Below are 22,963 nucleotides of genomic sequence, written 5' to 3'. Positions count from 1 at the left end.
AAATATGCCAACATTAGGTGTTTTGCTGATAGTAAAAAACGAAGAAAAATGTTTGGATAGATGTTTGACTTCAGTTTTTGGTTGGACAGATCAAATTGTTGTAGTTGATTCTGGTAGTGAAGATCAAACAATTAGTATTGCAAAAAAGTATACGTCAGATGTTTATGTTCATGATAATTGGTTAGGTTTTGGAAGGCAAAGGCAAATAGCGCAAAGTTATTTAACTACGGATTGGGTTTTAGTGATTGATGCTGATGAATATGTGTCAGAAAAATTGAAGGAAAATATTTTAAATGTTCTGAAAGAGCCTGTTTTTAAGTTGTATTATATGAATAGACTTAGTTCGGCATTTGGTAAGAGAATTAAGCATTCAGGCTGGAGTCCAGATTGGATTATACGTTTATATCCTCGGGAACTTGCTGGGTATGATAATGCTTTAGTGCATGAAAAAGTCATTTCAACGGAATTGAAAAAGACCGCTAGGATTGATGGTTTTTTGTATCATGATACTTATGACAGTTTATTTCATTACTCTAGTAAAGTTAACTTATATTTAAAAGCTTGGGCTGATGATAGAGTCGGAAGGAAAAAGTCATCGCTTTCTAAAGCGCTTTCACATGCTTTTTTTTGTTTTATTCGTATGTACTTTCTAAAATTAGGCTTTTTAGATGGGCGTCATGGTTTTATATTGGCTTGGTTGGCTACTCATTCAACATTCTATAAATATATTGACCTTTGGTTAAGAGAGTATAATAAAGATGAAAACTAGTTTGATTGTTACGACTTATAACTGGAAAGAGGCTTTGTCTGTTACTTTAAGCTCCATTAAGAAGCAAACTAGTTTGCCGTATGAAGTCATTGTTGCTGATGACGGTTCTAAAGAAGATACTAAACAGTTAATTGAATCCTATCAGATAGATTTTCCTGTACCACTTATTCATTCATGGCAGGAAGACGAAGGTTTTAGGCTTGCGACCAGTAGAAATAAGGCAATATCAAAGGCAAGTGGAGATTATTTGATTATTGTTGATGGTGATTTGTTCTTACCGAAGACTTTTGTGGAAGATCATGAACGGGCAGCCAAAGAAGGGGCTTTTGTTCAGGGCGGGAGAGTGCTTTTAGGGAAAAAGGTAAGTCAAAAAGTGCTTGATAGTAATTTTATACCTAATATGTTTTCTTGCGATATTCGTAACCGACATAATATGATCAGATCAAGTGTCCTTAGTAAGCTGGCAACGAAAATTAACAATAGTGATCGTTCTACTCGTGGTTGTAATTTTGCTTTGTGGCGAGATGACGCTATTAAAGTTAATGGCTATAATGAAGACTTCCAAGGATGGGGGCGTGAAGATAGTGAAATGGTAATTCGGCTTCTTAACTCAGGCCTGAATCGTATTTATTTGAAATTCAGTGCTGTGGTTTATCATATATATCATAAAGAAAATAGCCGTGAAATGCTGGAAAAGAATGATTTAATATATCGAGAAGCAAAGAACAAAAAAGTAAAATATTGTCCGAACGGTATCGATAAATATTTGCCTCGATAATATTTTGGGGCCCTCTTTCATATAAGAGGGCCATATGTTAGATAGACTGAAATATACTATCTGATGAAATGTTTTTCAGACAATCTGTATGTCCAAGTGGACATTCTCTCTTAAAGCATGGAGCGCATTCTAAATGAAGATTATGAATGACCTTGTTTGCGGTTAGAGGTGGTGTAAAAAGTTCGCTGGTAGAGCCATAAATGCCATGTACTTTTGTGCCTACAGCCGCTGCAACATGCATGAGCCCAGAGTCATTACTTACGGCGACTTGTGCCGCCTCGAGCAAATCAATGGCGTCAACTAGTTGAGTTTTTCCGCACAAGTTTATTGCGAATTGTCCAAGGCCTTGAGTTATCTCATTGCCATCTTTCTGGTCTTTGGGCCCGCCTAAAACCCAAACCTGAAATCCTTTGTCGATTAGTTTTTTGGCTAATTCATGAAAATGAGAAATAGGCCATTGTTTGGAAGGTCCAAATTCTGCGCCTGGCATTAAGGCAACTGCAGGACGTTCAGATAGTAAATGTTTTTTATATAGTTTATCTTGATTGGCTTTATCAATGGTTAGCTTGGGTTGAGGAAGAATGCTCGGCGGATAAGCCTCCTGATTATTCACCCCCAAAGATACAAAACGTTTCACCGTCTGATTTAAAATTTTTTTATCGAGCTTTCTACGCTCATTGAGCAAAATGTATCTTTGTTCACCTTTAAAGCCAATCCTGTGAGGAATGTTTGCAAAAAAAGGGACTAGAGCGGATTTCCATGATCTCGGAATTACGATGGCTTTGTCGTAGCCTTCTTGACGTAAGTCTTTACCAATTTCAAAGCGTGTTTTGATTCCCCATTCGCCATGACCTGTTGGTAGTACAATAGCATTTCGGACTTGAGGCATTCTGGCGAGTATGGGCGCTGACCAATTAGGGCCAGTAACATCTATGATGGCTTCTGGATCTTGGTGCTTTATGGTCATGAATAAACTTTGAGCCATGACCATATCGCCAACCCATGATGGACCAACAATTAAATATTTAGCCATGAGTATCTAACCATCCTAGATAATCTTTAACACCTTCTGCCAGACCTCTAAATGAGCCTGTGTAACCAGCTTCTCTGAGTTTCGTAATATCGGCTTGAGTGAAGCTCTGGTAGGCGCCTTTTAGATGTTCAGGGAAAGGGATGTATTCTATTTCGCCTTTGCCATAATGCTTAATAACGGTTTCAGCAATGGTCTTGAAAGGTTCTGCTTTACCGGTACCAAGATTGAATATGCCTGATTTGCTAGGGTTATCCAAAAACCAAAGTTTAGTATTTACTAGGTCTTCTACATAAATAAAATCGCGGCTTTGGCCGCCTGCTTCATAACCATCATAGGCGCCAAATAACTTTGGATTTTCATTCGCTAACACTTGATTACGTAAATGAAAAGCGACACTCGCCATACTGCCTTTATGTTGTTCTCTTGGGCCGTAGACATTGAAGTAACGAAAGCCAACTATTTGATGTTTTGATGTTGGAAGAATAGAGCGAACATATTGGTCAAATTGAAACTTAGAGTAGGCATACATGTTCAGTGGCTTTTCATATTGTCTTGCTTCTTCAAAAACAGGACCTGAACCGTAAACAGAAGCTGAGGAGGCATAAGAAAATGGGATGTTATGTTTTGAACAAAATGCTAAAACAGCCTTGGAATATTGATAGTTAACATCCATGACATATTTTCCGTTCCATTCCGTCGTTGCTGAGCAAGCACCTTCATGGAATACGGCAGTGACATCTATTTTCAAAGCGTCTTGTTTGATGGCCTCTAAAAAATCATACATATCCATGTAATCGGCAATATCAAGATCAGACAAGTTGAGACACTTTTTACCATCAGTTAAATCATCAACTAACAGTATGTTAGTAATACCTCGATCATTTAATGCTTTGATGATGTTGCTGCCAATAAAGCCTGCGCCGCCTGTAACAATAAACATATTTAATCCAATTCGTGATGAAAGTTGTTTGATTTGAACCATGTTAGCATTTCTGTAATGCCTAGAAAAATGTGATAGCTGGTTGTGCCTGAGAGAGGAAAACTCTTTGGTGTGTTATCTTGGTTAAGGTGCTCATTCCAACCGCCTGTACTTAAGAAGTAATGGCTTAGCATGAACTCACAAGCTTGAGTTAATCGCAAGCTCTTCTCTTCTGTGCCAATTGGCATTGCCGTGATGGCTTTTAGATATTCTGTAATGGGCCAAATACGCTTTTCTTTGTCAGTGGCTAAAAGAGTGTTGCCATCCATTTGATTGTAAATGCCACCATTTGGATCAAGGCCATGTCTTGTGGCGGTCAACCAGAGTTGCTGTGCAATATCGGTATATTCTGCGTTAGGAAGAATGTTGTTGGCTTTGTAAAGTAACCATACCCACTCGAAATGGTGTCCAGGTTCAACTTGATGACCCGTTTCAGGGTGCCATTGCCAATCTGCAGTATAAAACTCTCTGAGCGTCTTGTTTTTCTTGTCAAAAAAATGCGCTTCAACAAGTGATAAAAGCATAGCAATGGCGTCTTTGTATTCTTCCTGCTGGGTGGCTTCATAAGCAGCAATGTAGCCTTCTAGCAGATGCATATGCGGATTTTGTCGACGTGTCTGCGTTTTGTCGATTGGGTAGCTTTCGAAGAAACCTCCATTTTGAGAGAGCATATTATCAAACAAGAACTGATGGGTTTTGGCCATATACTCAATAGCTCTTTTATCCTTGGTTACGCGGTAGTAAAAACTGAAAGATAGCAAAACAAAGGCGAGTGCATAAGCATCTGAATCCGTATTTTGTTCACTTAAGTCATCGTTTAAAGAAAAAATCCAACGCCCTTCTTTGTAATAGCGTTCTAAAATGAAATCAAACAGGGGCTTAAGTTTGGCTTCAAACAGTTTTTGGTTTTCTGATGAATAGCTAATAAGGCAGGCGTGACTGAAGGTATAGAGCTGACGGCATTGGGTTAGTAATCGAATGCGACCTACAGCGTTGACGGTCCAATCTTGATGTAAACTTTCATAACTGAAGCCTAGAGAATCATCCAGGCCATACTTGGCCCAATTTGGAAGAAGTTTTGAAAAAACAAAAGATTGGCAATCCAAAATTGCTGAATCAAGCATGCTAACAAAGCCTTATTTTTAATGAAATTCGCGTGTCCAACTTGCAGGGGGACTATGATAAGATGTCGGCTTTGAAAAATCGATGATTAAATGGCTATGAACTCTTCTTACCTAAATTTTAAGGATAAACACATTCTCGTTGTAGGGGATGTTATGTTGGACAGATACTGGCATGGAGGTACCTCAAGAATTTCACCTGAAGCACCCGTTCAGGTAGTCAAGGTATCAAATATTGAGGATAGACCAGGCGGGGCCGCTAACGTCGCATTGGGGCTAGCTAAGCTTGGAGTGTCGGTTACCTTGATTGGAGTGGTTGGCCAAGATGAGAACGCTCAAGTTTTGCAAAACTGTCTTGAAAAAGAAGGTGTTCGCTGCCGTTTTGTTGAATCAAATGAGTTACCTACGATCACTAAGTTAAGAGTTATGAGTCGCCATCAACAGCTAATACGACTCGATTTTGAAGAAAGGGCGGACAGCTTGTCGCAAAATGAAGAACTTGCTGAAGTTGTTCAACAAGCCTTGCCTGATGCAGATGCTGTGATTTTTTCCGATTACGCTAAAGGTTGTCTTGCCAATATATCACAGCTAATTCAGCTGGCGAATCAAGCCAAAGTCCCTAGTCTTGTGGATCCTAAAGGAAATGATTTCTCAATATATCAAGGCGCTACATTGGTAAAGCCAAACTTGTTGGAATTTGAAACCATAGTTGGAACCTGTAACTCCACTGACGAATTAGAGATAAAGGCCAAAGAATTAAAGGCTCGTTTTGGGTGGGATGCTTTACTGGTTACGCGTGGTGAGGATGGGCTTGTGTTACTCGATGGTGATAAATCACCATTTTACCTAGCAACTGCAGCACGTGAAGTTTTCGATGTAACAGGGGCTGGAGATACTGTTATTGCCGTTTTAACAGCTATCTACGTAACAAGTAAGCGTTTTGTGGATGCGGTGGAATATGCGAATCAAGCGGCCGGCTATGTTGTTGGTAAACTTGGTACTGCCTTTATCATGGCTGATCAACTTGAAACCATTATGTATCAACGAACCCACTCTAAAAACTTTGGGGTGCTTTCTCCTGATGCACTTTTACAACAAATTAAATTAGCTCAAGTAAATGGTGAAAAAGTCGTTTTTACCAATGGTTGTTTCGATATTTTACATCCAGGTCATGTTGCCTACATGAAGCAAGCTAAAGCGCTTGGTGATCGTCTCATTGTTGCGGTTAATACAGATGCTTCGGTTAAGCGTTTGAAGGGTGACAAGCGTCCAATTAATAATCTTGAGCATCGTATGGCTGTACTTGAGAGTGTTGGAGCGATTGATTGGGTCACTTGGTTTGATGAAGATACGCCGAAAAATATCATTGAGCTTTTATCGCCAGATGTATTAGTGAAAGGCGGAGATTATTCCATTGATACAATTGTTGGCGCTGATCATGTTTTGGCAAAAGGTGGTGAAGTAAAAGTGCTTACATTTTTAGATGGCTATTCAACAACCTCCATAATTGAGAAAGCGAATTTGTGAATGCAAAAAAAGCAAGATGAAGAAATAAAAGGACAGACGGAAGTAACCACAGGTTTTCGTACTTACTTGAGGTTGTTGGGCTACGTTAGAGCCTCGTGGCTCTATATGTTACTCAGTGTGATTGGATTTATGCTGTATGCAGGGATGGAGCCGGCCCTTGCTGCCTTGTTAAAACATATTGTTGATACCGTTTCAGAAGGTAAGGTACTTGAAAACAGAATTGTCATTCCGCTTGCTATATTGGCTATTTTTATTGCCCGTGGTATAGGGACATTTCTGGGCGGTTATTTTATGGCACAAGTGGCCAACAAGGTTGTGTTTGATCTAAGAACCAGCATGTTTAACAAAATGGTTAAAATGTCTTCTAGTTATTACCATTCGATACCAACAGGGCGTCTATTAGCCAAATTAACATATGATACAGAGCAAGTTATTGGTGCCGTTACTCAAGCGATTCGAGTTGTCTTGAGGGAAGGTTTTACTGTGGTCGGTTTGTTGGGTTACATGATTTATATGAACTGGAAACTGACATTGCTCTTTATGTTAGTGGTGCCTCTAATCGGTTTAATAGTGTCTTATGCGTCAAAGCGTTTTCGTCGCCTAAGTAAACGGATTCAAAATGCCATGGGGGGGGTGACCGATGTGGCTTCAGAAGCCATTAAAGGTCATGAAGTGGTTAAGATCTTTGGTGGTAGTGAGTACGAAATCGAACGTTTCCGCCAAGCCGCGCAAGAAAATCGCAGATCTCAGCTGAAGATGGAAAAAACGCGTTCCCTCAATATTCCTATTGTTCAGTTTATATTGGCATTTGCCATGGCGACCTTGATCTGGTTTGCGCTCAGTCCAAACTTGAGTCAACACATGACACCGGGGGACTTTATAGCCTTTTTAACCGCAGCAGGCATGCTCGGAAAACCCATTCGTCAGTTAACAGATGTGAATAGTGTATTGCAGAAAGGGATTGCGGCGTCACAAAGTATCTTTGAATTTTTGGATATGGAGGTAGAGCCGGATGACGGTAAGGTGCTTGCTCAAAAATTGAGAGGGGATATTGAATGGAAAGACATGTCATTTAAGTACCCCGGAGCGGAAAAGCAAGCATTGAAAAACATCACCTTATCCCTTCCTGCCGGGAAAACCTTGGCGCTGGTCGGGCGATCAGGCAGTGGTAAATCGACATTAGCGAATTTGATTCCGCGTTTTTACAACCTAGATGAAGGTGAATTAAACATAGATGGCTTGTCGATTGCCGATTACCAATTAGATTCTCTGCGTTCGAATATTGCTCTGGTGAATCAGCAAGTCGTGCTATTCAATGGCACCATCCGTGAAAATATCGCCTATGGCCAGTTACGTGATACCAAGGAGCATGAAGTTATAGCGGCAGCGAAAGCGGCTAACGCTTGGGGCTTTATTGAGGAGTTAGACAAGGGGTTAGATACCATGGTAGGTGAGAATGGTGTCTTGCTTTCTGGTGGTCAACGTCAACGTATTGCCATTGCTCGAGCCATTCTAAAAAATGCGCCTATCCTGATTCTCGATGAAGCAACCTCCGCATTGGATACGGAATCTGAGCGTGCTATTCAATCTGCATTAGATGGTTTGATGGAAAATCGTACGACCATTGCCATAGCGCATCGCCTATCTACCATTGAAAATGCCGATATTATTGCGGTAGTGGATCATGGTGAGATTGTTGAACAAGGTTCGCATCAAGAGCTGCTCGCCAAACAAGGCGCCTATGCGCAACTTCATAATCAGCAATTTAGTGAGTCGGCTGAATAATGTGGTTGTACTCTTGTGTTATCAATCTGCTAACTCCGCTTATATGGTTAAAAATTCGTCGCTTTAAACGGAGTTATGCGAATTATCGCGCTGAGGAAGCTTATGGGCATTGGGGCGAGGTTGAGGCGGATCTTTGGTTGCATTGTGCTTCTGTGGGTGAGGTCTTAGCTGCGCGGCCCTTGGTGGAACAATGGCGCGAAAAATATCCTGACCAGCGTTTGTTAGTCACAACCATGACACCGACGGGAGCAGAGCAAGTAGCCAAAATTTTTCCCTTTGCCCAGCATAAATATTTACCAATGGATTGGCGCAGAGCAGTGAAAAAAGCGCTGAGTCAATTAGACTGTCCAAGATTGCTGATAATTGAAATGGAGCTTTGGCCAAATCTGATAAGGTATGCGAAACAAAAAGGGCTTCATGTCAGTATTGTGAACGCTCGCATGAGTGAGCGCTCTTTTCTTCGATATCAAAAATTTCCTCGTTTTTCTCGACGTTTATTTGCCCTGCCGGATCAATTTTTAGCGCATGCGCAAGCGGATGCGGATCGTATAAAGGGGTTGGGGGCGAGTAAAGTATATGCGACGGGCAGTATAAAATTCGATTTGGCTGTTTCTAAAGAGGTGCTGGAGCAGAACTGGCGGGAGCAAATTGATAAGCCTTTTGTTTGGATTGCAGCTAGTACCCATCAAGGAGAAGATGCGCTCATATTAAAGGCGCATCAAGCCTTATTAAAAGCTCAGCCTCAGGCCTTATTGATCTTAGTTCCACGTCATCCTGAGCGCTTTGTAGAAGTCAGTCAATTGGCTAGAGAATCTTTCTCAAAAGTTTCACTACGCAGTAATACACCCGTAAATAAATGGAGTGATTTCCAGGTAGTGATTGGTGATAGCATGGGAGAGCTAATGCATTATTACCAAGCGTCTGACTTAGCCTTTGTTGGTGGCAGCTTGATAAGACGAGGTGGTCACAATCCGATTGAACCTGCCTTGCTATCCAAGGCCATTTTAGTTGGCCCTCACACTTTTAATTTTCAAGACATCACCGACCAGTTGATCTTGGCAAAAGGCGCCTTGCGTTGTCAGGATGAAGAGCAGTTGAGCAATTTACTGGTTTCTCTAGCGAAGCAAACTTCCCAACGTATTCGTCTTGGTCAAGCTGCATTACGATTTGCGCAAAACAGTCAAGGCGCAGTAACGCGAGTACTCAATGAAATAGACTTTCATTAAGTGACTCTTTACAATGTCCGCTCTATATCTCATGGGGTGCTTGGACTGAGTCTAAGCTGAGAAGTGATTATTCGCTAACCCATTGAACCTGATCCAGATTATGCTGGCGTAGGAATTGAGGTAGTAAGTGAAGTTCCGTTTGCTTACATTCCTTTGATACGCCGCTCACTTATTTTAGGAGCGACACCTTGAAAAAACTTTCTCTTCGTCGATGTTCAAGCATTGCCTTGGCAAGCTTAACTTTTGCCTTTTCAGCCTCTGCATTCACCCAGACTTTAAACGTCTATACTTACGATTCTTTCGCATCCGATTGGGGCCCAGGGCCAAAAATCAAAGAAAACTTCGAGAAGGAATGTGATTGCGAGTTGAACTTCGTAGCATTAGATTCTTCGGGTGGTATTTTTTCTCGCGTACAACTTGAAGGTAAGTCGTCGCAAGCTGACGTGTTATTGGGTTTGGATTTGAACTTGATGCAAGCCGCAGTAGCAACCGGTCTATTGGCTGAGCATGGCGTGGATACCACTGCTGTGCAGCTTGATCAGGCTTGGACAGACGAGGTGTTTGTGCCATTTGATCATGGTCACTTTGCTTTTATCTACAACTCAGAAGCACTTTCCAATCCACCAAGCAGTTTGTCTGAAATTGTTGAAAATCAAGACTTGCGTGTAATTTACCAAGACCCTCGTACCAGTACGCCAGGATTGGGCTTAATGCTTTGGATGAAATCTGTGTATGGTGACGATGCCGCTACGGCTTGGAAAACATTGGCTTCTCACACAGTCACTGTGACCAAAGGTTGGTCGGATGCTTATGGTCTTTTCCTTAAAGGAGAAGCGGATGTGGTGTTGAGTTATTCAACCTCACCGGCTTATCACATAGTGGCAGAAGGTGAGAATAAATATAAAGCGGTTGAAGCTGAAGAAGGGCGTTACCCACAAGTAGAAGTGGCGGCAATGCTGAAATCCGCACCAAATAAAGATTTAGCTAAGCAGTTTATGAATTTCATTTTGACGCCAGGTTTTCAATCGACCATAGCAACGGGTAACTGGATGTTGCCCGTTATTAAACTTGATCAGCCTTTGCCTGCTGCTTTTGATGCCGCTTTGAAGCCAGCTAATAATCTAGTGCTACCGGTCGAACAGGTTGCGGCAAACCGCAAAGCTTGGATTAATGAGTGGTTGAATGCAACGACAGAGTAAGTAGGACTTTTTTGAAACGAAATATGTCTATCATAAGCCTACTTCCAGCTCTGCTGGGAGTGGGCTTATTTGTTTTGTTAGGAGGGATTAGCCTCTTTTCTTTGCTGCAGTTCAGTGATATTGCGGAGTGGTGGGGCTTTTTATCTCAGCCTTATTTATGGCGTTTGATTCGTTTTTCTTTGTGGCAGGCGCTATTAAGTAGCTTGATCAGTCTTGCTATTGCGGTGCCAGTCGCATCCTGTTTGTTTCATCGCCAGTTTTTTGGGCGAAACCTGTTGTTGCAGATTTTTTCCGTGTCCATGGTGGTTCCCAGCATTGTCGCTATTTTGGGTATCGTTGTGGTGTATGGGCGCAGTGGTTGGTTAAACAGTTTGCTGTCGGTAGAGGTTCCTCTGTATGGCTTGACGGGAATTTTATTGGCCCATGTTTTTTTCAATTTGCCCTTAGCGGTGCGTTTGTTGCTACAGGCGTATGCTTTGGTGCCTTCGGGACAGTGGCGACAGGCGTATCAGCTAGGCTTTTCTCGTTGGGCTGCCTTTCGTATTATTGAATGGAGTTATTTACGCAAAGCCATGCCAGGAGCTTTTGTGTTGATCTTCATGCTTTGCTTTTCAAGCTTTGCTGTGGTGTTAAGTCTGGGTGGTGGACCAAAGTCTTCTACTTTAGAGGTGGCTATTTATCAGGCGTTGCGCTTTGACTTTGACTTAAATAAAGCCAGCTTCTTGTCTATGGTGCAAGTTGGGCTTTGTAGTGCTATGGCATTCTTGGTGTATAAATTTGCTCCTATACACAGGCAAGACGTTAGTTTACTGGGTGAAACCTTATACCCTATAAAGCAATCTTGGCTCTCTACAGGCTCTGATGGCTTGGCTATGCTCAGTGTTCTTTTGTTGGTATTGCCGCCTTTTCTTGCCATATTTGATCCTCTCTTTAGCATGGCTTTTTGGCAAACCATTCAATCCCCAGGGCTCTGGTCTGCGATGTGGGTATCACTGAAAATTGCTTTTCCTGCGGCTTTTTTCAGTGTGTCGATGGGCGTATGTTTTGCCGTTTTAGCAAGATTCTGTATGGGTAAAGCAGGCTTGGATAAGTATTCGATAAGACTGGAACAATTGGGGAATTTCATTCTCATGGTGCCAGGTTTGGTGATGGCGACCGGCTTATTTCTTTGGATGCGTGAAATGGGGATGAGCTTTTCTTCCAGTTATTGGATTGTGGTCTGGGTAAATGCAGTGATGGCCATGCCCTTTGTGTTGCGTTCTATCATGCCTAGCTTCTATCAACAGGAGCGTCGTTATCGTAATTTGTACACCAGTCTGGATATCGCAAGATGGCAGCGGTGGAGGCTAGAGTGGCCAATACAAAGGTTTTGTATTGCTCAGGCATTCGCTTTCGCCTTGGTATTGTCGCTTGGTGATATGGGAGTGATCGCCTTGTTTGGTAGCCAAGGTATGGTGTCTTTACCTTTGTATTTGTTCCAATTAATTGGCAATTATCGTCTTGAAGAAGGCTCATGTGTGGCGGTGGTGTTGATTTTACTCTGCTTATTGTTATTCGTTTTGAGTAGTCGAATCATTGGAGGTCGTAAGCATGCTTGATCTGAATCTCGAGTATCATTGGGAAGATTTTCATGCCCATTATCAAGCACAAATAGAGCCTGGGATGACCACTTTGCTTGGGGGCAGTGGCGAAGGGAAAAGTACTTTATTGCATTTGATTGGCGGCTTTTTGCAAGGCAGCGGAGAATTGTTTTATAACCAAGCGCCTTTATTGGATTTGCCTGCTTATGACCGACCGATTTCGACGTTATTTCAAAGTGATAATTTATTTCCTCAACTGACGGTTTGGCAAAATGTCGCCATTGGTCTGGCTCCCAGCATGCGATTGGCCTCGGAGCAACAGGACTGGGTGCGTTGGGCGCTCGAACAAACGCAACTGACCGAGAAAGCCAAGTCTTATCCACAAGCGCTCTCTGGTGGTCAGGCGCAGCGTGTTGCTATCGCCAGAGCCATGGTGAGAAAGAAACCCATTCTATTACTGGATGAACCCTTTAGCGCCTTGGATCCAGCGCTGCGAGAGGAAATGCTATTCTTGGTCAAGGAGGTAACAGAAAATTTTGCTTTGACGACCTTGTTGGTTTCCCATTTGCCTAATGAGGCAAGCTTGGTTGGAGGTAAGGTTATCTTGATTGAATCAGGTAAAGTAGCGGCTCATGAGCCTGTTGAAGTGTTGCAGATGCCTCAAGATCACGCTGCGTTTGAGCGTTATCTTGGTCGAGCAAATAGCTCGACAAAAGGCGATTAATTCAGTACACATAGTGACCATCTATATTATTGCATGAGACAGTTGATGTTGGATGACAGGGAACTGATTACAAAAGGTATATTGGCGACCATTGCGTACGCTTTTATTATGTCGGTCACTGCTGTAGCAGCCAAACAAGCGCAAACCATCATTGCGGTTTCCAGTTTGGTTTTTTGGCAAAGTCTGTTTTGTGTGCTGGTTTTATTGCCTCAAATGCGCGGTAAATGGCAAAAGAGGCCTTGGAGTGTATGGCGTATTCATTTAATGCGCAGCTTCGGTGGCTTTATCGGTTTTCTATTTTACTATTGGGCGCTTAATCATATCCCGCTAGTCGAAGCTTCCTTATTGCGTATCTGTGCTCCTTTGTGTGTGCCTTTAGTGGTGCTGGCGATTCATCGTATCCGTATTCCGAAAGCCCGTTGGCTGCCTTTGATTATAGGCTTTGTTGGTGTTGCTTTGGTGATTCAGCCAACGCCGGATCATATTAATCCTTGGCACTTGGTGGGGGTTGTGTCTGCCGTTGGTTTGGCTTTGTCTATGGTGACAACACGCATGCTGTCACAACGAGTGTCAGGTGAGGAAACCTTGCTGGTGTATTTTTTGGTTTCTTGTCTATTGTCTTTACCCTTAGTTTTTTCTCAAGGGGACAGCTTATTCTTGCCTATGTCTGTTTGGCCTTGGGTTGCTGTGGTCGCAGTCACTCTGTACATAGGGATGTTTTTGTACAATAAGGCTTATACCTATGCGCCTGCTAGTATGGTTTCACCTATAAGTTACATTGGTGTTGTCTTTAGTGGCTTTTGGGGCTGGGTTATTTGGGGGCACGTGCCTAATCAGTTTGCCTTGATGGGGGTAGTGCTGATTTTTTTGAGTATTCTAATCAGCACTCGTATTGCCCGTAATCGAGGCTAATGGCTCGGTCTTGATAGGCGACTGTTCAATACTGTAGCGATCAAGATGCCGGAAAAAATCAGTGCAATGCCAATAAGGTGGAATTGATATAAGCGTTCGCCCAATAACAGGGCGGACAAAGCGATACTAAATACAGGTAATAAATGGATGAAGTGGCCGGCGGTTGCGGCACCTAACTTTTGAATGCCGATATTCCAACACAAAAAGGCACCAATGGAAGCGAATACACCCATATAGGCAATGCTGCCCCAGTCTTTAGCCTGTAAGTCGCTAAGGCTGTTTTCTCCAAACAGCAAGAATAATGGCGCTTGAATGAAGGTGCCTATGATGGCGGTGGAAGCAAAAAAGCCAATTAATGACATGGCTTTAGGACGGCGAATAATCATCACAGAATAAATGGCCCAACTTACCGTAGCGGTTAGAATCCAAAGGTCTCCAGTTGAAACGGTTAAATGCAATAAAGTGTCGAGACTGCCGCGACTGACTATGGTAATAGCGCCAACAGTTGACACAAGAATTCCTACGTTTTGTGCCCAGCTGGTAGTGCTACCAAGAATGATTCGCGCCGTGATTAGAATCATCACTGGCATGATGGAGTTGAGCAATACCGCATTCGTAACCGTGGTGGAAGTCAGGCCAATGTACAAAAACAGATTGTAGTTACAGATGCCTAGCCAACCAAAGAGTACGAGCAAAGGCCAATGCTGGCGGAAGATGTGTCTCTCTTGGTAAAGTTTTCGATAAGCAAAAGGCAGTATGATTAAGCAAGCCAATGTCCAGCGTAGGAAAGAGATGGTGTAAGGGTCGATGCCGCTGGAAACCGTTATGCGTCCCAAAACATAATTGCCTGACCAGAACAATATCGGCAGTAGTAGGTAGACAAATGCTGGCATAAAAATTCCTTTATTCTTGTTTTAGGATTTGTTGCGTTTGGCCCAGTTTTGTACGAAAAGGCCGAATAAAATACAAGCTAAACCTATCAAGGTCGAGGGTAAAATGACTTCGTTCGCTAATTGAGTTAGCCAGACCATGGAAAGCAAAGGCGCTAGAAAGATAAGGTTGGCGACCTGACTGGTGTTGCTGGTAAGTTTTAGGGCTCGGTTCCATAAAACAAAGCTGAGTCCCATTTCAAAAAGGCCTATGTAGACGGCTCCCCAAATACCTTCAACTTGCCAGTTAGTTAATTGGTCAGTCATGGCGGCATAAACAATAATAATCGGTAAAGCAAAGGCAAAATTAAGCGTGAGGCCGATTTGGTTAGGGCGTTTATCCTTGGTATTTAACAGCCAATAGACAGCCCAAATAATCGTACTGAGAAGAGCAAAGCCAACGCCTGTCAGATTTGAAAACTCCAAAGAGCCAACTTCCCCTCGGGTAGAAATATAGAGTATGCCAAAATAACAGCTGGCCGCGGCGATATAATCTGGCAAGCCTAATTTTTGTTTTAAAATAGGGACGGCCATGAAGCTAAGGGTAATAGCCCAGGTATAGTTAATCGCTTGAGCTTCTTGAGCGGGCAACAACTGATACGCTTTGAGTAGAACGAGATAATATATAAAGGGGTTAATAGCGCCAAAAAACAGAGAAGCACGCCAAGAGGCTTTTGCTGCTTTTTTTAATTCCGCAAGTTGACCTTGTATGGTTAGCAAACAAAGCAAAAAAATCAAGGATACCGAGCAGGCAATAAGTAACAGCTGTGTGGGCGACAAGCTTTTAAGGGATAAGCTAAATGCCGTGGCGACAGTTGACCATAGAATGACCGTGAGAAAACCAAATAACAAAGCTTTGGTGTTGTTGCTTAATGGACGCATCGGGTTAAGCCTTAAAAATTATAAATAATGCCGGCTAATAAAGAGGTGGCGCGACGTTTTTCTACAATAGGGCTGTTATAGACGCTGTCACTGTAGACTTTATGATTGATGGCAAGCATTAAGTTGGTATTTTGTGACACTTTATAAATTCCTCTTAAACCAATGCCGGTATGTGAGGTGGAACCGGTTTTGTAGGCACTGATGCGTCCAGCGGTTCGGTCGGATTCAGCTTGCGAAACGCCATACAAGTGTTGGCTCATTTTGCTGCTAGTGTATTGCTGGCTAATGGAAGGGATGAACGTCCAATTTCCACTTGGGATAGGAAGACTAAGCGACATGCGAACATAATACCCCTCATGTTCGCCGCTGATATCTTGCGCAATTTTGGTGTTAAGCAGGCCAAAGCGATATCGCGCGAATGCCATCACACTCTCGTCTCTGTCATTTAAAAGGCGCATATCACTGTTATCGGAATCGTCTGGATCAAAACCAGAAGACTGATAAGACAGTCCTGCGGACAAGGCTTGTATCTTAGATTGTGGAATCAAGTGATAGCCTATGTCGGGAAAACTAAAATAGAAGCGTTCTCCCTTGTAGGATAGATTGGGAAGGGCTTGTGAATCTGTGTCGGTATCTTGGTAAATGGAGTCTGACAAGGAACCGAGCACACCAATACTTCCTGCTGCGTTTGCTGAAGCAGAGCAAACCATAAGTAAACTTGCTGCAGTGGCATTCAAATAAGACTTCATTGAGCGACAATCCATTTATCTGATCCCTTTGGTCCGAGGTCTAAAACAGTACAAGATGGCGTGATTCTATGTTCTTTTACAAGAGCTGTAAAACGGTGAACTAGGCTTTGCTAGGAGAGTGGTAAATAGTCTTTAAAGACGTTTACTTAATAGCCAGTTGTGCTATATAATTCGCGTCCCTGTAAATCAATACTCCTTGTCTCACAGCTTTTTAACAGGGGAAGCGTGGAGACTAAGAACCCATAAGGAGCTTAAATGCGTCATTATGAAATCGTCTTTCTGGTTCATCCAGATCAAAGCGAGCAAGTACCAGCAATGGTTGAGCGTTACACTAACCTAATCACTGAAGACGGTGGTCAAGTACACCGTTTCGAAGATTGGGGCCGTCGTCAACTTGCTTACCCAATCAACAAAATTCATAAAGCACACTACGTTCTAATGAACGTTGAGTGTTCTGAAAGTGTTTTGTCTGAACTAAACGACACTTTCCGCTACAACGATGCCATCATCCGTAACATGGTGATCCGTCGTAAAGAAGCGGTCACTGCTGTTTCTCCTATCAAAGCTTCTGAAGGTCGCGAAGAGCGTCGTTCTGCACCTCAGCGTGAAGGGCGTAATGCTGAAGCCGTTACAGAAACTACTGAAGAATCTGAAGATTAATCTATTTGAATTAGGAGACACTCATGGCTCGTTTTTTCCGTCGTCGTAAGTTCTGCCGTTTCACAGCAGAAGGCGTTAAAGAGATCGATTACAAAGATCTAGACACACTTAAAGGTTACATCACTGAAACTGGTAAAATCGTACCTAGCCGTATCACTGGCACTAAGGCTCGTTACCAGCGTCAGCTAGCGACTGCAATCAAACGCGCTCGCTACATTGCTTTACTTCCTTACACTGACAGCCACTTTAATTAATAGGCTAGAAGTACGCTAATGAGCAGTTTAGCCAAGTGGGTAATGCAAAAGCGTCTTAATGCCATTATTGGTGTTATGGTGTTTGGTTTGATCCCAGTTATGTTCTGGTTAGCTGCGGCCATTTTAGGTCTAGTGGTACTTCGTAAAGGTGTAAAAGAGGGAATATCGGTTTTCGCTTGGGGCTGTTTACCAGGTTTAGTGATCTGGATGCTACAAGGGGATGCAACGGCATTAATGGTAATGCTGGATGTGACATTGTTAGCCTATGTATTGAGGCGCACAACGTCATGGAGTTGGGTGTTATTGATCGGCAGTTTTATTGCTTGTATCAGTACCTTGATTCAACCACTGCTCATGGCAAACGTAATGAACTTTGCAGTTGACTTAGTTCAAACCGTGTTGCAAAGAGAGGGGGTTGAAGTGCCTGAAAGGTCGGCCATATTTGCGCAAGCGGTAATGGCGGTATCGATTTTTCAAGCGATAATTGCCGTATTGGCGCTATTACTAGCAAGAAAATGGCAAGCGGCGCTTTATAACCCTGGTGGTTTACGTACAGAGTTTCATCAATTGAGAATGCCCTTGGTGTTCAGCTTAGTTCTGGGCGCTATGATTCTGATAGGTGAAAGTGTTGGAGGCGCGCTCAGTGTGTTGTCTCTGGCGGCTGTACCAGCATTGGTTTTACCGGGCCTTGCATTAGTACACGGTATTCTAGCAAAGAAAGAAATTGGGATTGTTGGACTGATCGCATTTTATTTGGTGGGATTTTTTATCCTGAATGTGTATTTTGCCAATCTGTTAGTTGCACTCAGTGTGATAGACAGTTTTGTTGATATACGTTCGAGAATCCAAGATAAAGCGTCCAACTCAAATGATAGCGAATGATTAAATAGAGGTGATCGAGATGGAAGTTATTCTACTCGACAAAGTAAACAAGCTAGGTGGTATTGGTGACGTTGCCGTTGTTAAACCAGGCTATGCTCGTAACTTTTTGATTCCAAACAAAAAAGCTGTAATGGCTACAAAAGCTAACTTGGCTAGCTTTGAAGAGCGTCGTGCTGAGCTTGAAGCTCAAGCAGCAGAGCGTAAAGCGGCTGCTGAAACACGTGCGCAATCACTAGAAGGCAAAACTTTCACTATTACAGCGAACGCTGGTGACGAAGGTAAGCTTTTTGGTTCTATCGGTACTCGTGACATCGCGGAAGCGATCTCTGCAGAAGTTGAAGTCGCTAAAGCAGAAGTTCGTCTACCTGAAGGCTCTATCCGCCACACAGGTTCTTTCGAGATCGATCTACAACTTCATTCTGAAGTTGTTGTGACTGTTACTTTGGCAGTTGTTGCTGAATAATTTGCTTAGCTAAATTATTTGCCAAAAATAAGGGCATCTTGCAGTTTGCGAGATGCCCTTTTTTTATTGCCATGATAAGCTAATCTTTTGTTTTTTGACCTTTTCTTACAGGTGTAGTTGCGTGCAATTAGATGATTCAGAAGTAGCGGCGATTAAGCTGCCTCCCTATTCAATCGAAGCCGAGCGTTCCGTCGTGGGCGGTTTGATGCTGGACCCGCAGGCTTGGGAAAAAGTCTCTGAACTGGTGATCGCGGACGATTTTTATCGACCTGAACACAAGCTGATATTTTCGGTCATCGCGAGACTAGCGGATGAGTCTGAGCCAGTCGACGTCGTTACCATAGGTGAGCGTCTTGATAAGCGGGGTGACCTCGAGTCCATTGGCGGCATGGCCTATCTAATTGAGATAGCAGAAGCGACACCAAGTGCGTCTAACATTGCTTCTTACGCCGAAATTGTACGAGAGCGCTCGATATTACGTCGCCTTATCTCTACTACCAACGAAATATCATCACGCGCTTTTCACCCAGAAGGGATGACAGCGGCAGAAGTGCTTGATGAAGCCGAACGAAAAATTTTCCAAATAGCGGAAGGCGGTGAGAAAAAAGGTGGGCCGCGAATAGCCTCTGATATTCTTAGTGCCACGGTAGATAAGATTGATGAGTTATACCATCAAGATGGAGCCATCACAGGCTTGAGCACTGGCTTTACGGATTTGGATGCAATGACAGCAGGTTTACAGCCAGCCGATTTGGTCATCGTGGCGGGGCGTCCCTCCATGGGTAAAACCACTTTTGCGATGAACTTGGTGGAAAACGCTGCCATGATTAGTGACTTGCCCGTTATCGTATTCAGTTTGGAGATGCCGGCCGAACAATTAATGATGCGTATGTTGTCATCACTTGGTCGTATTGACCAAACCCGTATGCGTTCAGGTCAGTTGATCCAGGAAGATTGGGATAAGCTGATGTCCGCCGTCAAAATGCTCAAAGACCGAAAGCTGTTCATTGATGATACGGGGGGGATCAGTCCAACCGAAATGCGTTCAAGGGTGCGAAGAATCGCTCGTGAACACGGTGGTGTCGCTTTGATCATGGTCGACTATTTGCAGCTAATGCAGATACCTGGCTTTACCGAAGGTCGAACCAATGAAATTTCGGAGATTTCTCGATCTCTAAAAGCCATTGCCAAAGAAATGGAATGCCCTATGGTTGCTTTATCTCAGCTTAACCGTAGTTTGGAGAATCGCCCTAACAAGCGTCCAGTTAACTCGGATTTGCGTGAATCCGGTGCGATCGAGCAGGATGCGGATGTGATTTCATTTGTCTATCGTGATGAGGTATACCATGAAGACACGCCGCATAAAGGCATTGCAGAAATTATTATAGGCAAGCAGCGAAACGGCCCAATAGGAACCTGCCGCTTGGCTTTTGTGGGGAAATTTACTCGCTTTGAAGACCTGGCACCGGATGCTTATCGCGATTTTGATGATGAATAAGGACAGTCACTGATTAACAGCGACAGAACAATAACAAAAATTCGAGGAATGAAGATGCGTAAAATGCCGGTTACTGGAAAGGAAAACGATTTTCCTGAAAGTGATATTTTAGTCTCTAGTACGGATGTAAAAGGGCGAATTACCTTTGTAAATGAGGCCTTTTGTAAGGTGGCTGGTTACGATGAGGCTAGCCTTATCGGTGCGCCGCACAATCTTATCCGTCATCCAGATGTGCCGCCTGCGGTATTTGCCGATATGTGGGCGAATCTCAAACAGGGCCGTAGTTGGATGGGTTTGGTCAAAAATCGTTGTGAAAATGGTGATCATTATTGGGTGAGTGCGCACGTCAGTCCATTATTGGATGGTGATAAGGTCATTGGCTATGAATCCGTGCGTCGCAAGGCTTCTCTTGGTGAAAAGCAGCATGCGCAAAATATTTATGATCGAATCAATGCGGGCAAAAACTTACTGCCTTGGCGTACTAAGCTTGCTTCGCATTTTGCTAATGCGATTTGGCCTGCGATGTTGGCGTTTGTCTTGCTGGCGCTGTGCAGCCTGGCTGTGGGCAGTATGGTCTATCAAGTGTTGGCAATAGTCGTGGCTTTGATGGGTGCTGCTTATGTTTATTCACAAGCGCAATCAGTACAAGGTTTAGTGTCTGTGCTTTCGGTAGAAGCTAAAAACCCTATCGGTCAATATTTGTATTGTCATTCTGTGGGAGCCAAAGCGGCTATTCGTTTTGAAAAAATACATCAAGCAGCCGCGGCCCATACTTTTCGTTACCGATTGAAAGAAGGGGCGAATCACCTTAGTAAACGTGCCTCTGATGCGAAAGCCAGTGTCACGACCAATCTAGCGAATTTTAATAAGCAGCGCACGACGTTTCAGGATGTGGTGACTGCCAGCTCGCAATTATTGGGTAGTGTAACTCAAGTGGCGTCTCATATTCATGTAGCGGTTGATGCGACTGAGGCTGTGGGGGGGGGTAACTCAAGAGAGCCGTCATCTTGCGCAACAAACAGGAAACACCATTGGGCAGGTATATCGAGAGATTGCCGATGCTAAGCAAGTGGTGTCTGTGTTGGTTGAAGAGAGTGACAAAATTAATGAACTAGTACGCTCGATCAGTGATATTGCGGAACAAACCAATTTGCTTGCCCTTAATGCGGCGATTGAGTCTGCCCGTGCTGGTGAGGCGGGACGTGGTTTTGCTGTCGTGGCCGACGAGGTCAGAGCGCTTGCCATTCGGACGCAGACTGCGACACAAAGCATTCATGACATGACCGAAGCGCTGAAAAAGCACACTGCTGAAGTGACTCAGACCATAGACAAAGGTACTTTGGTGGCTCAAGAAGGGGTAAACAGCGTTAATCAAGTGGCAGAGAAAATGGGTGAGATAGAAGGCTCAATACAGCGTATTGTCGAAATGACGGCGCAGATTAATGTGTCTTCTGAAGAGCAAGCTAGCGTGGCGCGTAACTTAAATGACAAAATGACGATTGTGGATGAGTTGAGTGTGAACAGCATCGAGCGTGCTGAAAATATTGTATTAAATATCACTCATATTGAAGAAGAAGCTTATGAGCAAGGCAGTCTTGCAGAGCGGATGAAGCAATAAACGATTGGTCAGTTTGTCTGAAAGCCCCTTTGATTCCATAGAATCTCAGGGGCTTTTTTGTCTCTAATGATCTTTGATGACCTTGTAAATAGCCTGTCCAAGTTGCTCAACTTGCTGCTGATTAATGACATATGGAGGCATGAGATAGATAAGTTTACCAAAAGGTCGAATCCATACGCCTTGGTCTACGAACTTAGGTTGGATATCATGAAGGCTAACGGCTTCTGTTAGCTCCACCACACCTATGCCTCCTAAGCAGCGTACATCTTTAACCTGATCAAGTGCGTGGCAGGGCTTTAATGCGGCTTTTAGCCAGAGTTCAAGTTGTCTCACTTGCTCTGTTACGGCGCCTTCTTGTAAAAGTTGTAAGCTGGCATTGGCTGCACTGCATGCTAGAGGGTTGGCCATAAAGGTTGGGCCATGCATGAAAACGCCATCTTTTTCACTAATACCGAGTGCGACCTTGTCATTGGTTAAGGTGGCAGCGAGTGTCATATAGCCACCAGTTAAAGCTTTGCCGACGCACATGATGTCTGGACAGATTTGGCTGTGTTCAGTGGCAAATAGCTTACCAGTGCGACCAAATCCAGTGGCGATCTCATCGAAAATTAATAAGATGTCGAATTCGTCGCATAAAGCACGAATAACATTCAGGTAATCAGGGTTATAGAAGCGCATTCCGCCAGCATTTTGTACAACTGGCTCAATAATAAAACCAGCAATTTTCTCGTGGTGTTGTGCGAACATATCACGAATTTCGCTGATGTAATTATCATCCACGGGAGCATCAAGGCCTGTCGGAGGAGGTGATACAAAAAATTGTTGTGTCAGAGCGCCGGTAAAAAGGTTATGCATACCATTTTCAGGGTCACAAACAGACATGGCAGCAAAGGTGTCGCCATGGTAACCACTGCGGGGGGTGACAAAGAATTGTTTGCTTGCCTTGCCTTGCGTGTGCCAATACTGAATGGCCATTTTTAGAGCAACTTCAACGGAAACGGAACCTGAATCAGAGAAAAAGACTCTCTGTAACGGCTCGGGTGTCATCTCAATGAGTTTTTCACCTAGTTCTATAGCAGGTTTATGGGTAAGTCCACCGAACATGACGTGTGAAAATTGCTTTAATTGCTGCTCAATAGCGAGATTTATAGCGGGATGATTGTAGCCATGGATGACACTCCACCAAGAAGACATGCCATCGACTAAACACTCACCTGTACTCAGCGTAATTTCACAGCCTTCTGCTTTCTCAACCAAAAACTGAGGGCTTGGATGGCTCATCGAAGTGTAAGGATGCCAGAGTAACTGTTTGTCGAGCTCTAGGTAGTCTTGTGTGGTGCGCTTAGTTTGCATGAAATAGTGCCTTTGCTGAATCTGCCGGAATACTAAACAAAG

At 43.5% G+C, this 22,963-nt stretch carries 23 protein-coding genes and 1 riboswitch; of the genes, 16 read left to right on the top strand and 7 right to left on the bottom strand.

Annotated features, from left to right (window positions below; translation table 11 throughout):
• The first annotated feature begins 4 nt into the window (after positions 1 to 4).
• On the top strand, positions 5 to 769 hold the full coding sequence (locus ACXAH2_RS14645) for a glycosyltransferase family 2 protein (RefSeq protein ID WP_475079517.1): 765 nt from the start codon (positions 5 to 7) through the stop codon (positions 767 to 769).
• The gene (locus ACXAH2_RS14640; protein WP_475079515.1) at positions 759 to 1,547 is read left to right on the top strand and encodes a glycosyltransferase family 2 protein; all 789 of its coding nucleotides are present in this window, start codon (positions 759 to 761) and stop codon (positions 1,545 to 1,547) included. The genes ACXAH2_RS14645 and ACXAH2_RS14640 overlap by 11 nt, the downstream gene beginning before the upstream one ends.
• Before the next feature lie 37 nt (positions 1,548 to 1,584).
• Here ACXAH2_RS14640 and waaF read toward each other — a convergent pair whose 3' ends face one another.
• Genes waaF through ACXAH2_RS14625 form a run of 3 tightly spaced genes read right to left on the bottom strand, consistent with a single transcriptional unit; the run spans position 1,585 to position 4,683 of the window.
• Positions 1,585 to 2,580, bottom strand: a complete 996-nt coding sequence (gene waaF / locus ACXAH2_RS14635) for a lipopolysaccharide heptosyltransferase II (protein ID WP_475079513.1) — start codon at positions 2,578 to 2,580, stop codon at positions 1,585 to 1,587.
• The gene (gene rfaD, locus ACXAH2_RS14630) at positions 2,573 to 3,520 is read right to left on the bottom strand and encodes an ADP-glyceromanno-heptose 6-epimerase (protein ID WP_475079511.1); all 948 of its coding nucleotides are present in this window, start codon (positions 3,518 to 3,520) and stop codon (positions 2,573 to 2,575) included. Before rfaD ends, waaF begins: the two co-directional genes overlap by 8 nt.
• Before the next feature lie 2 nt (positions 3,521 to 3,522).
• Complete coding sequence (locus tag ACXAH2_RS14625) at positions 3,523 to 4,683, bottom strand: AGE family epimerase/isomerase (RefSeq protein WP_475079510.1); 1,161 nt, start codon at positions 4,681 to 4,683, stop codon at positions 3,523 to 3,525.
• Positions 4,684 to 4,779: 96 nt separating this feature from the next.
• Here ACXAH2_RS14625 and hldE point away from each other — a divergent pair, with 96 nt between their 5' ends.
• The 7 genes from hldE to ACXAH2_RS14590 all read left to right on the top strand — a co-directional run bounded on the left by hldE (position 4,780) and on the right by ACXAH2_RS14590 (position 13,633).
• Positions 4,780 to 6,207, top strand: a complete 1,428-nt coding sequence (gene hldE, locus ACXAH2_RS14620; RefSeq protein WP_475079508.1) for a bifunctional D-glycero-beta-D-manno-heptose-7-phosphate kinase/D-glycero-beta-D-manno-heptose 1-phosphate adenylyltransferase HldE — start codon at positions 4,780 to 4,782, stop codon at positions 6,205 to 6,207.
• Positions 6,208 to 7,992, top strand: coding sequence for a lipid A export permease/ATP-binding protein MsbA (gene msbA, locus ACXAH2_RS14615; protein ID WP_475079506.1), 1,785 nt, complete (start codon positions 6,208 to 6,210; stop codon positions 7,990 to 7,992).
• On the top strand, positions 7,992 to 9,218 hold the full coding sequence (locus tag ACXAH2_RS14610) for a 3-deoxy-D-manno-octulosonic acid transferase (protein ID WP_475079505.1): 1,227 nt from the start codon (positions 7,992 to 7,994) through the stop codon (positions 9,216 to 9,218). The genes msbA and ACXAH2_RS14610 overlap by 1 nt, the downstream gene beginning before the upstream one ends.
• Positions 9,219 to 9,240: 22 nt before the next feature.
• A riboswitch (TPP riboswitch) is annotated at positions 9,241 to 9,351 on the top strand.
• A 55-nt stretch (positions 9,352 to 9,406) separates the two neighbouring features.
• Positions 9,407 to 10,417: a thiamine ABC transporter substrate binding subunit gene (gene thiB / locus ACXAH2_RS14605; protein ID WP_475079503.1), complete on the top strand. Its 1,011-nt coding sequence runs from the start codon at positions 9,407 to 9,409 to the stop codon at positions 10,415 to 10,417.
• 23 nt (positions 10,418 to 10,440) lie between these two features.
• Positions 10,441 to 12,015 (top strand): thiamine/thiamine pyrophosphate ABC transporter permease, encoded by a 1,575-nt coding sequence (gene thiP, locus ACXAH2_RS14600; RefSeq protein ID WP_475079502.1) that lies wholly within the window; start codon positions 10,441 to 10,443, stop codon positions 12,013 to 12,015.
• On the top strand, positions 12,008 to 12,721 hold the full coding sequence (locus ACXAH2_RS14595; RefSeq protein ID WP_475079500.1) for a thiamine ABC transporter ATP-binding protein: 714 nt from the start codon (positions 12,008 to 12,010) through the stop codon (positions 12,719 to 12,721). Before thiP ends, ACXAH2_RS14595 begins: the two co-directional genes overlap by 8 nt.
• Positions 12,722 to 12,766: 45 nt before the next feature.
• Positions 12,767 to 13,633 (top strand): DMT family transporter, encoded by an 867-nt coding sequence (locus ACXAH2_RS14590; protein ID WP_475079499.1) that lies wholly within the window; start codon positions 12,767 to 12,769, stop codon positions 13,631 to 13,633.
• On the opposite strand, the gene ACXAH2_RS14585 is transcribed toward ACXAH2_RS14590, so the two are convergent.
• The 3 genes from ACXAH2_RS14585 to ACXAH2_RS14575 are packed head-to-tail and all read right to left on the bottom strand — an operon-like array spanning position 13,630 to position 16,193.
• Positions 13,630 to 14,526 carry a DMT family transporter gene (locus ACXAH2_RS14585; protein WP_475079498.1) on the bottom strand — a complete coding sequence of 299 codons (897 nt, stop codon included), beginning with the start codon at positions 14,524 to 14,526 and terminating at the stop codon, positions 13,630 to 13,632. The two genes, ACXAH2_RS14590 and ACXAH2_RS14585, sit on opposite strands and share 4 nt — an antisense overlap.
• Positions 14,527 to 14,547: 21 nt before the next feature.
• A complete protein-coding gene (locus tag ACXAH2_RS14580) occupies positions 14,548 to 15,444 on the bottom strand; it encodes a DMT family transporter (RefSeq protein ID WP_475079497.1) in 897 nt (298 codons plus the stop codon).
• An 11-nt stretch (positions 15,445 to 15,455) separates the two neighbouring features.
• Positions 15,456 to 16,193, bottom strand: a complete 738-nt coding sequence (locus ACXAH2_RS14575) for a MipA/OmpV family protein (protein WP_475079496.1) — start codon at positions 16,191 to 16,193, stop codon at positions 15,456 to 15,458.
• A 255-nt stretch (positions 16,194 to 16,448) separates the two neighbouring features.
• Here ACXAH2_RS14575 and rpsF point away from each other — a divergent pair, with 255 nt between their 5' ends.
• The 7 genes from rpsF (at position 16,449) to ACXAH2_RS14540 (ending at position 21,568) form a co-directional block, all read left to right on the top strand.
• Positions 16,449 to 16,853 (top strand): 30S ribosomal protein S6, encoded by a 405-nt coding sequence (rpsF, locus tag ACXAH2_RS14570; protein ID WP_475079495.1) that lies wholly within the window; start codon positions 16,449 to 16,451, stop codon positions 16,851 to 16,853.
• Between the two features lie 23 nt (positions 16,854 to 16,876).
• Positions 16,877 to 17,107, top strand: a complete 231-nt coding sequence (gene rpsR, locus ACXAH2_RS14565) for a 30S ribosomal protein S18 (RefSeq protein ID WP_013662377.1) — start codon at positions 16,877 to 16,879, stop codon at positions 17,105 to 17,107.
• An 18-nt stretch (positions 17,108 to 17,125) separates the two neighbouring features.
• Positions 17,126 to 17,989: a YybS family protein gene (locus tag ACXAH2_RS14560; RefSeq protein ID WP_475079493.1), complete on the top strand. Its 864-nt coding sequence runs from the start codon at positions 17,126 to 17,128 to the stop codon at positions 17,987 to 17,989.
• A 19-nt stretch (positions 17,990 to 18,008) separates the two neighbouring features.
• Positions 18,009 to 18,452, top strand: coding sequence for a 50S ribosomal protein L9 (rplI, locus tag ACXAH2_RS14555; protein WP_353669451.1), 444 nt, complete (start codon positions 18,009 to 18,011; stop codon positions 18,450 to 18,452).
• 121 nt (positions 18,453 to 18,573) lie between these two features.
• Positions 18,574 to 19,950 (top strand): replicative DNA helicase, encoded by a 1,377-nt coding sequence (gene dnaB / locus ACXAH2_RS14550; protein WP_475079491.1) that lies wholly within the window; start codon positions 18,574 to 18,576, stop codon positions 19,948 to 19,950.
• 54 nt (positions 19,951 to 20,004) lie between these two features.
• On the top strand, positions 20,005 to 21,015 hold the full coding sequence (locus tag ACXAH2_RS14545) for a PAS domain-containing protein (protein WP_475079490.1): 1,011 nt from the start codon (positions 20,005 to 20,007) through the stop codon (positions 21,013 to 21,015).
• Positions 20,912 to 21,568 carry a methyl-accepting chemotaxis protein gene (locus ACXAH2_RS14540; RefSeq protein WP_475079489.1) on the top strand — a complete coding sequence of 219 codons (657 nt, stop codon included), beginning with the start codon at positions 20,912 to 20,914 and terminating at the stop codon, positions 21,566 to 21,568. The genes ACXAH2_RS14545 and ACXAH2_RS14540 overlap by 104 nt, the downstream gene beginning before the upstream one ends.
• A 63-nt stretch (positions 21,569 to 21,631) precedes the next feature.
• On the opposite strand, the gene bioA is transcribed toward ACXAH2_RS14540, so the two are convergent.
• On the bottom strand, positions 21,632 to 22,921 hold the full coding sequence (gene bioA, locus ACXAH2_RS14535) for an adenosylmethionine--8-amino-7-oxononanoate transaminase (RefSeq protein ID WP_475079488.1): 1,290 nt from the start codon (positions 22,919 to 22,921) through the stop codon (positions 21,632 to 21,634).
• Between the last annotated feature and the right edge of the window lie 42 nt (positions 22,922 to 22,963).

Source organism: Marinomonas sp. ABL3_031, assembly GCF_056161265.1.
The sequence above is the reverse complement of the archived record's forward strand: the minus strand, read 5'-3'. Positions and strand labels throughout refer to the sequence as shown.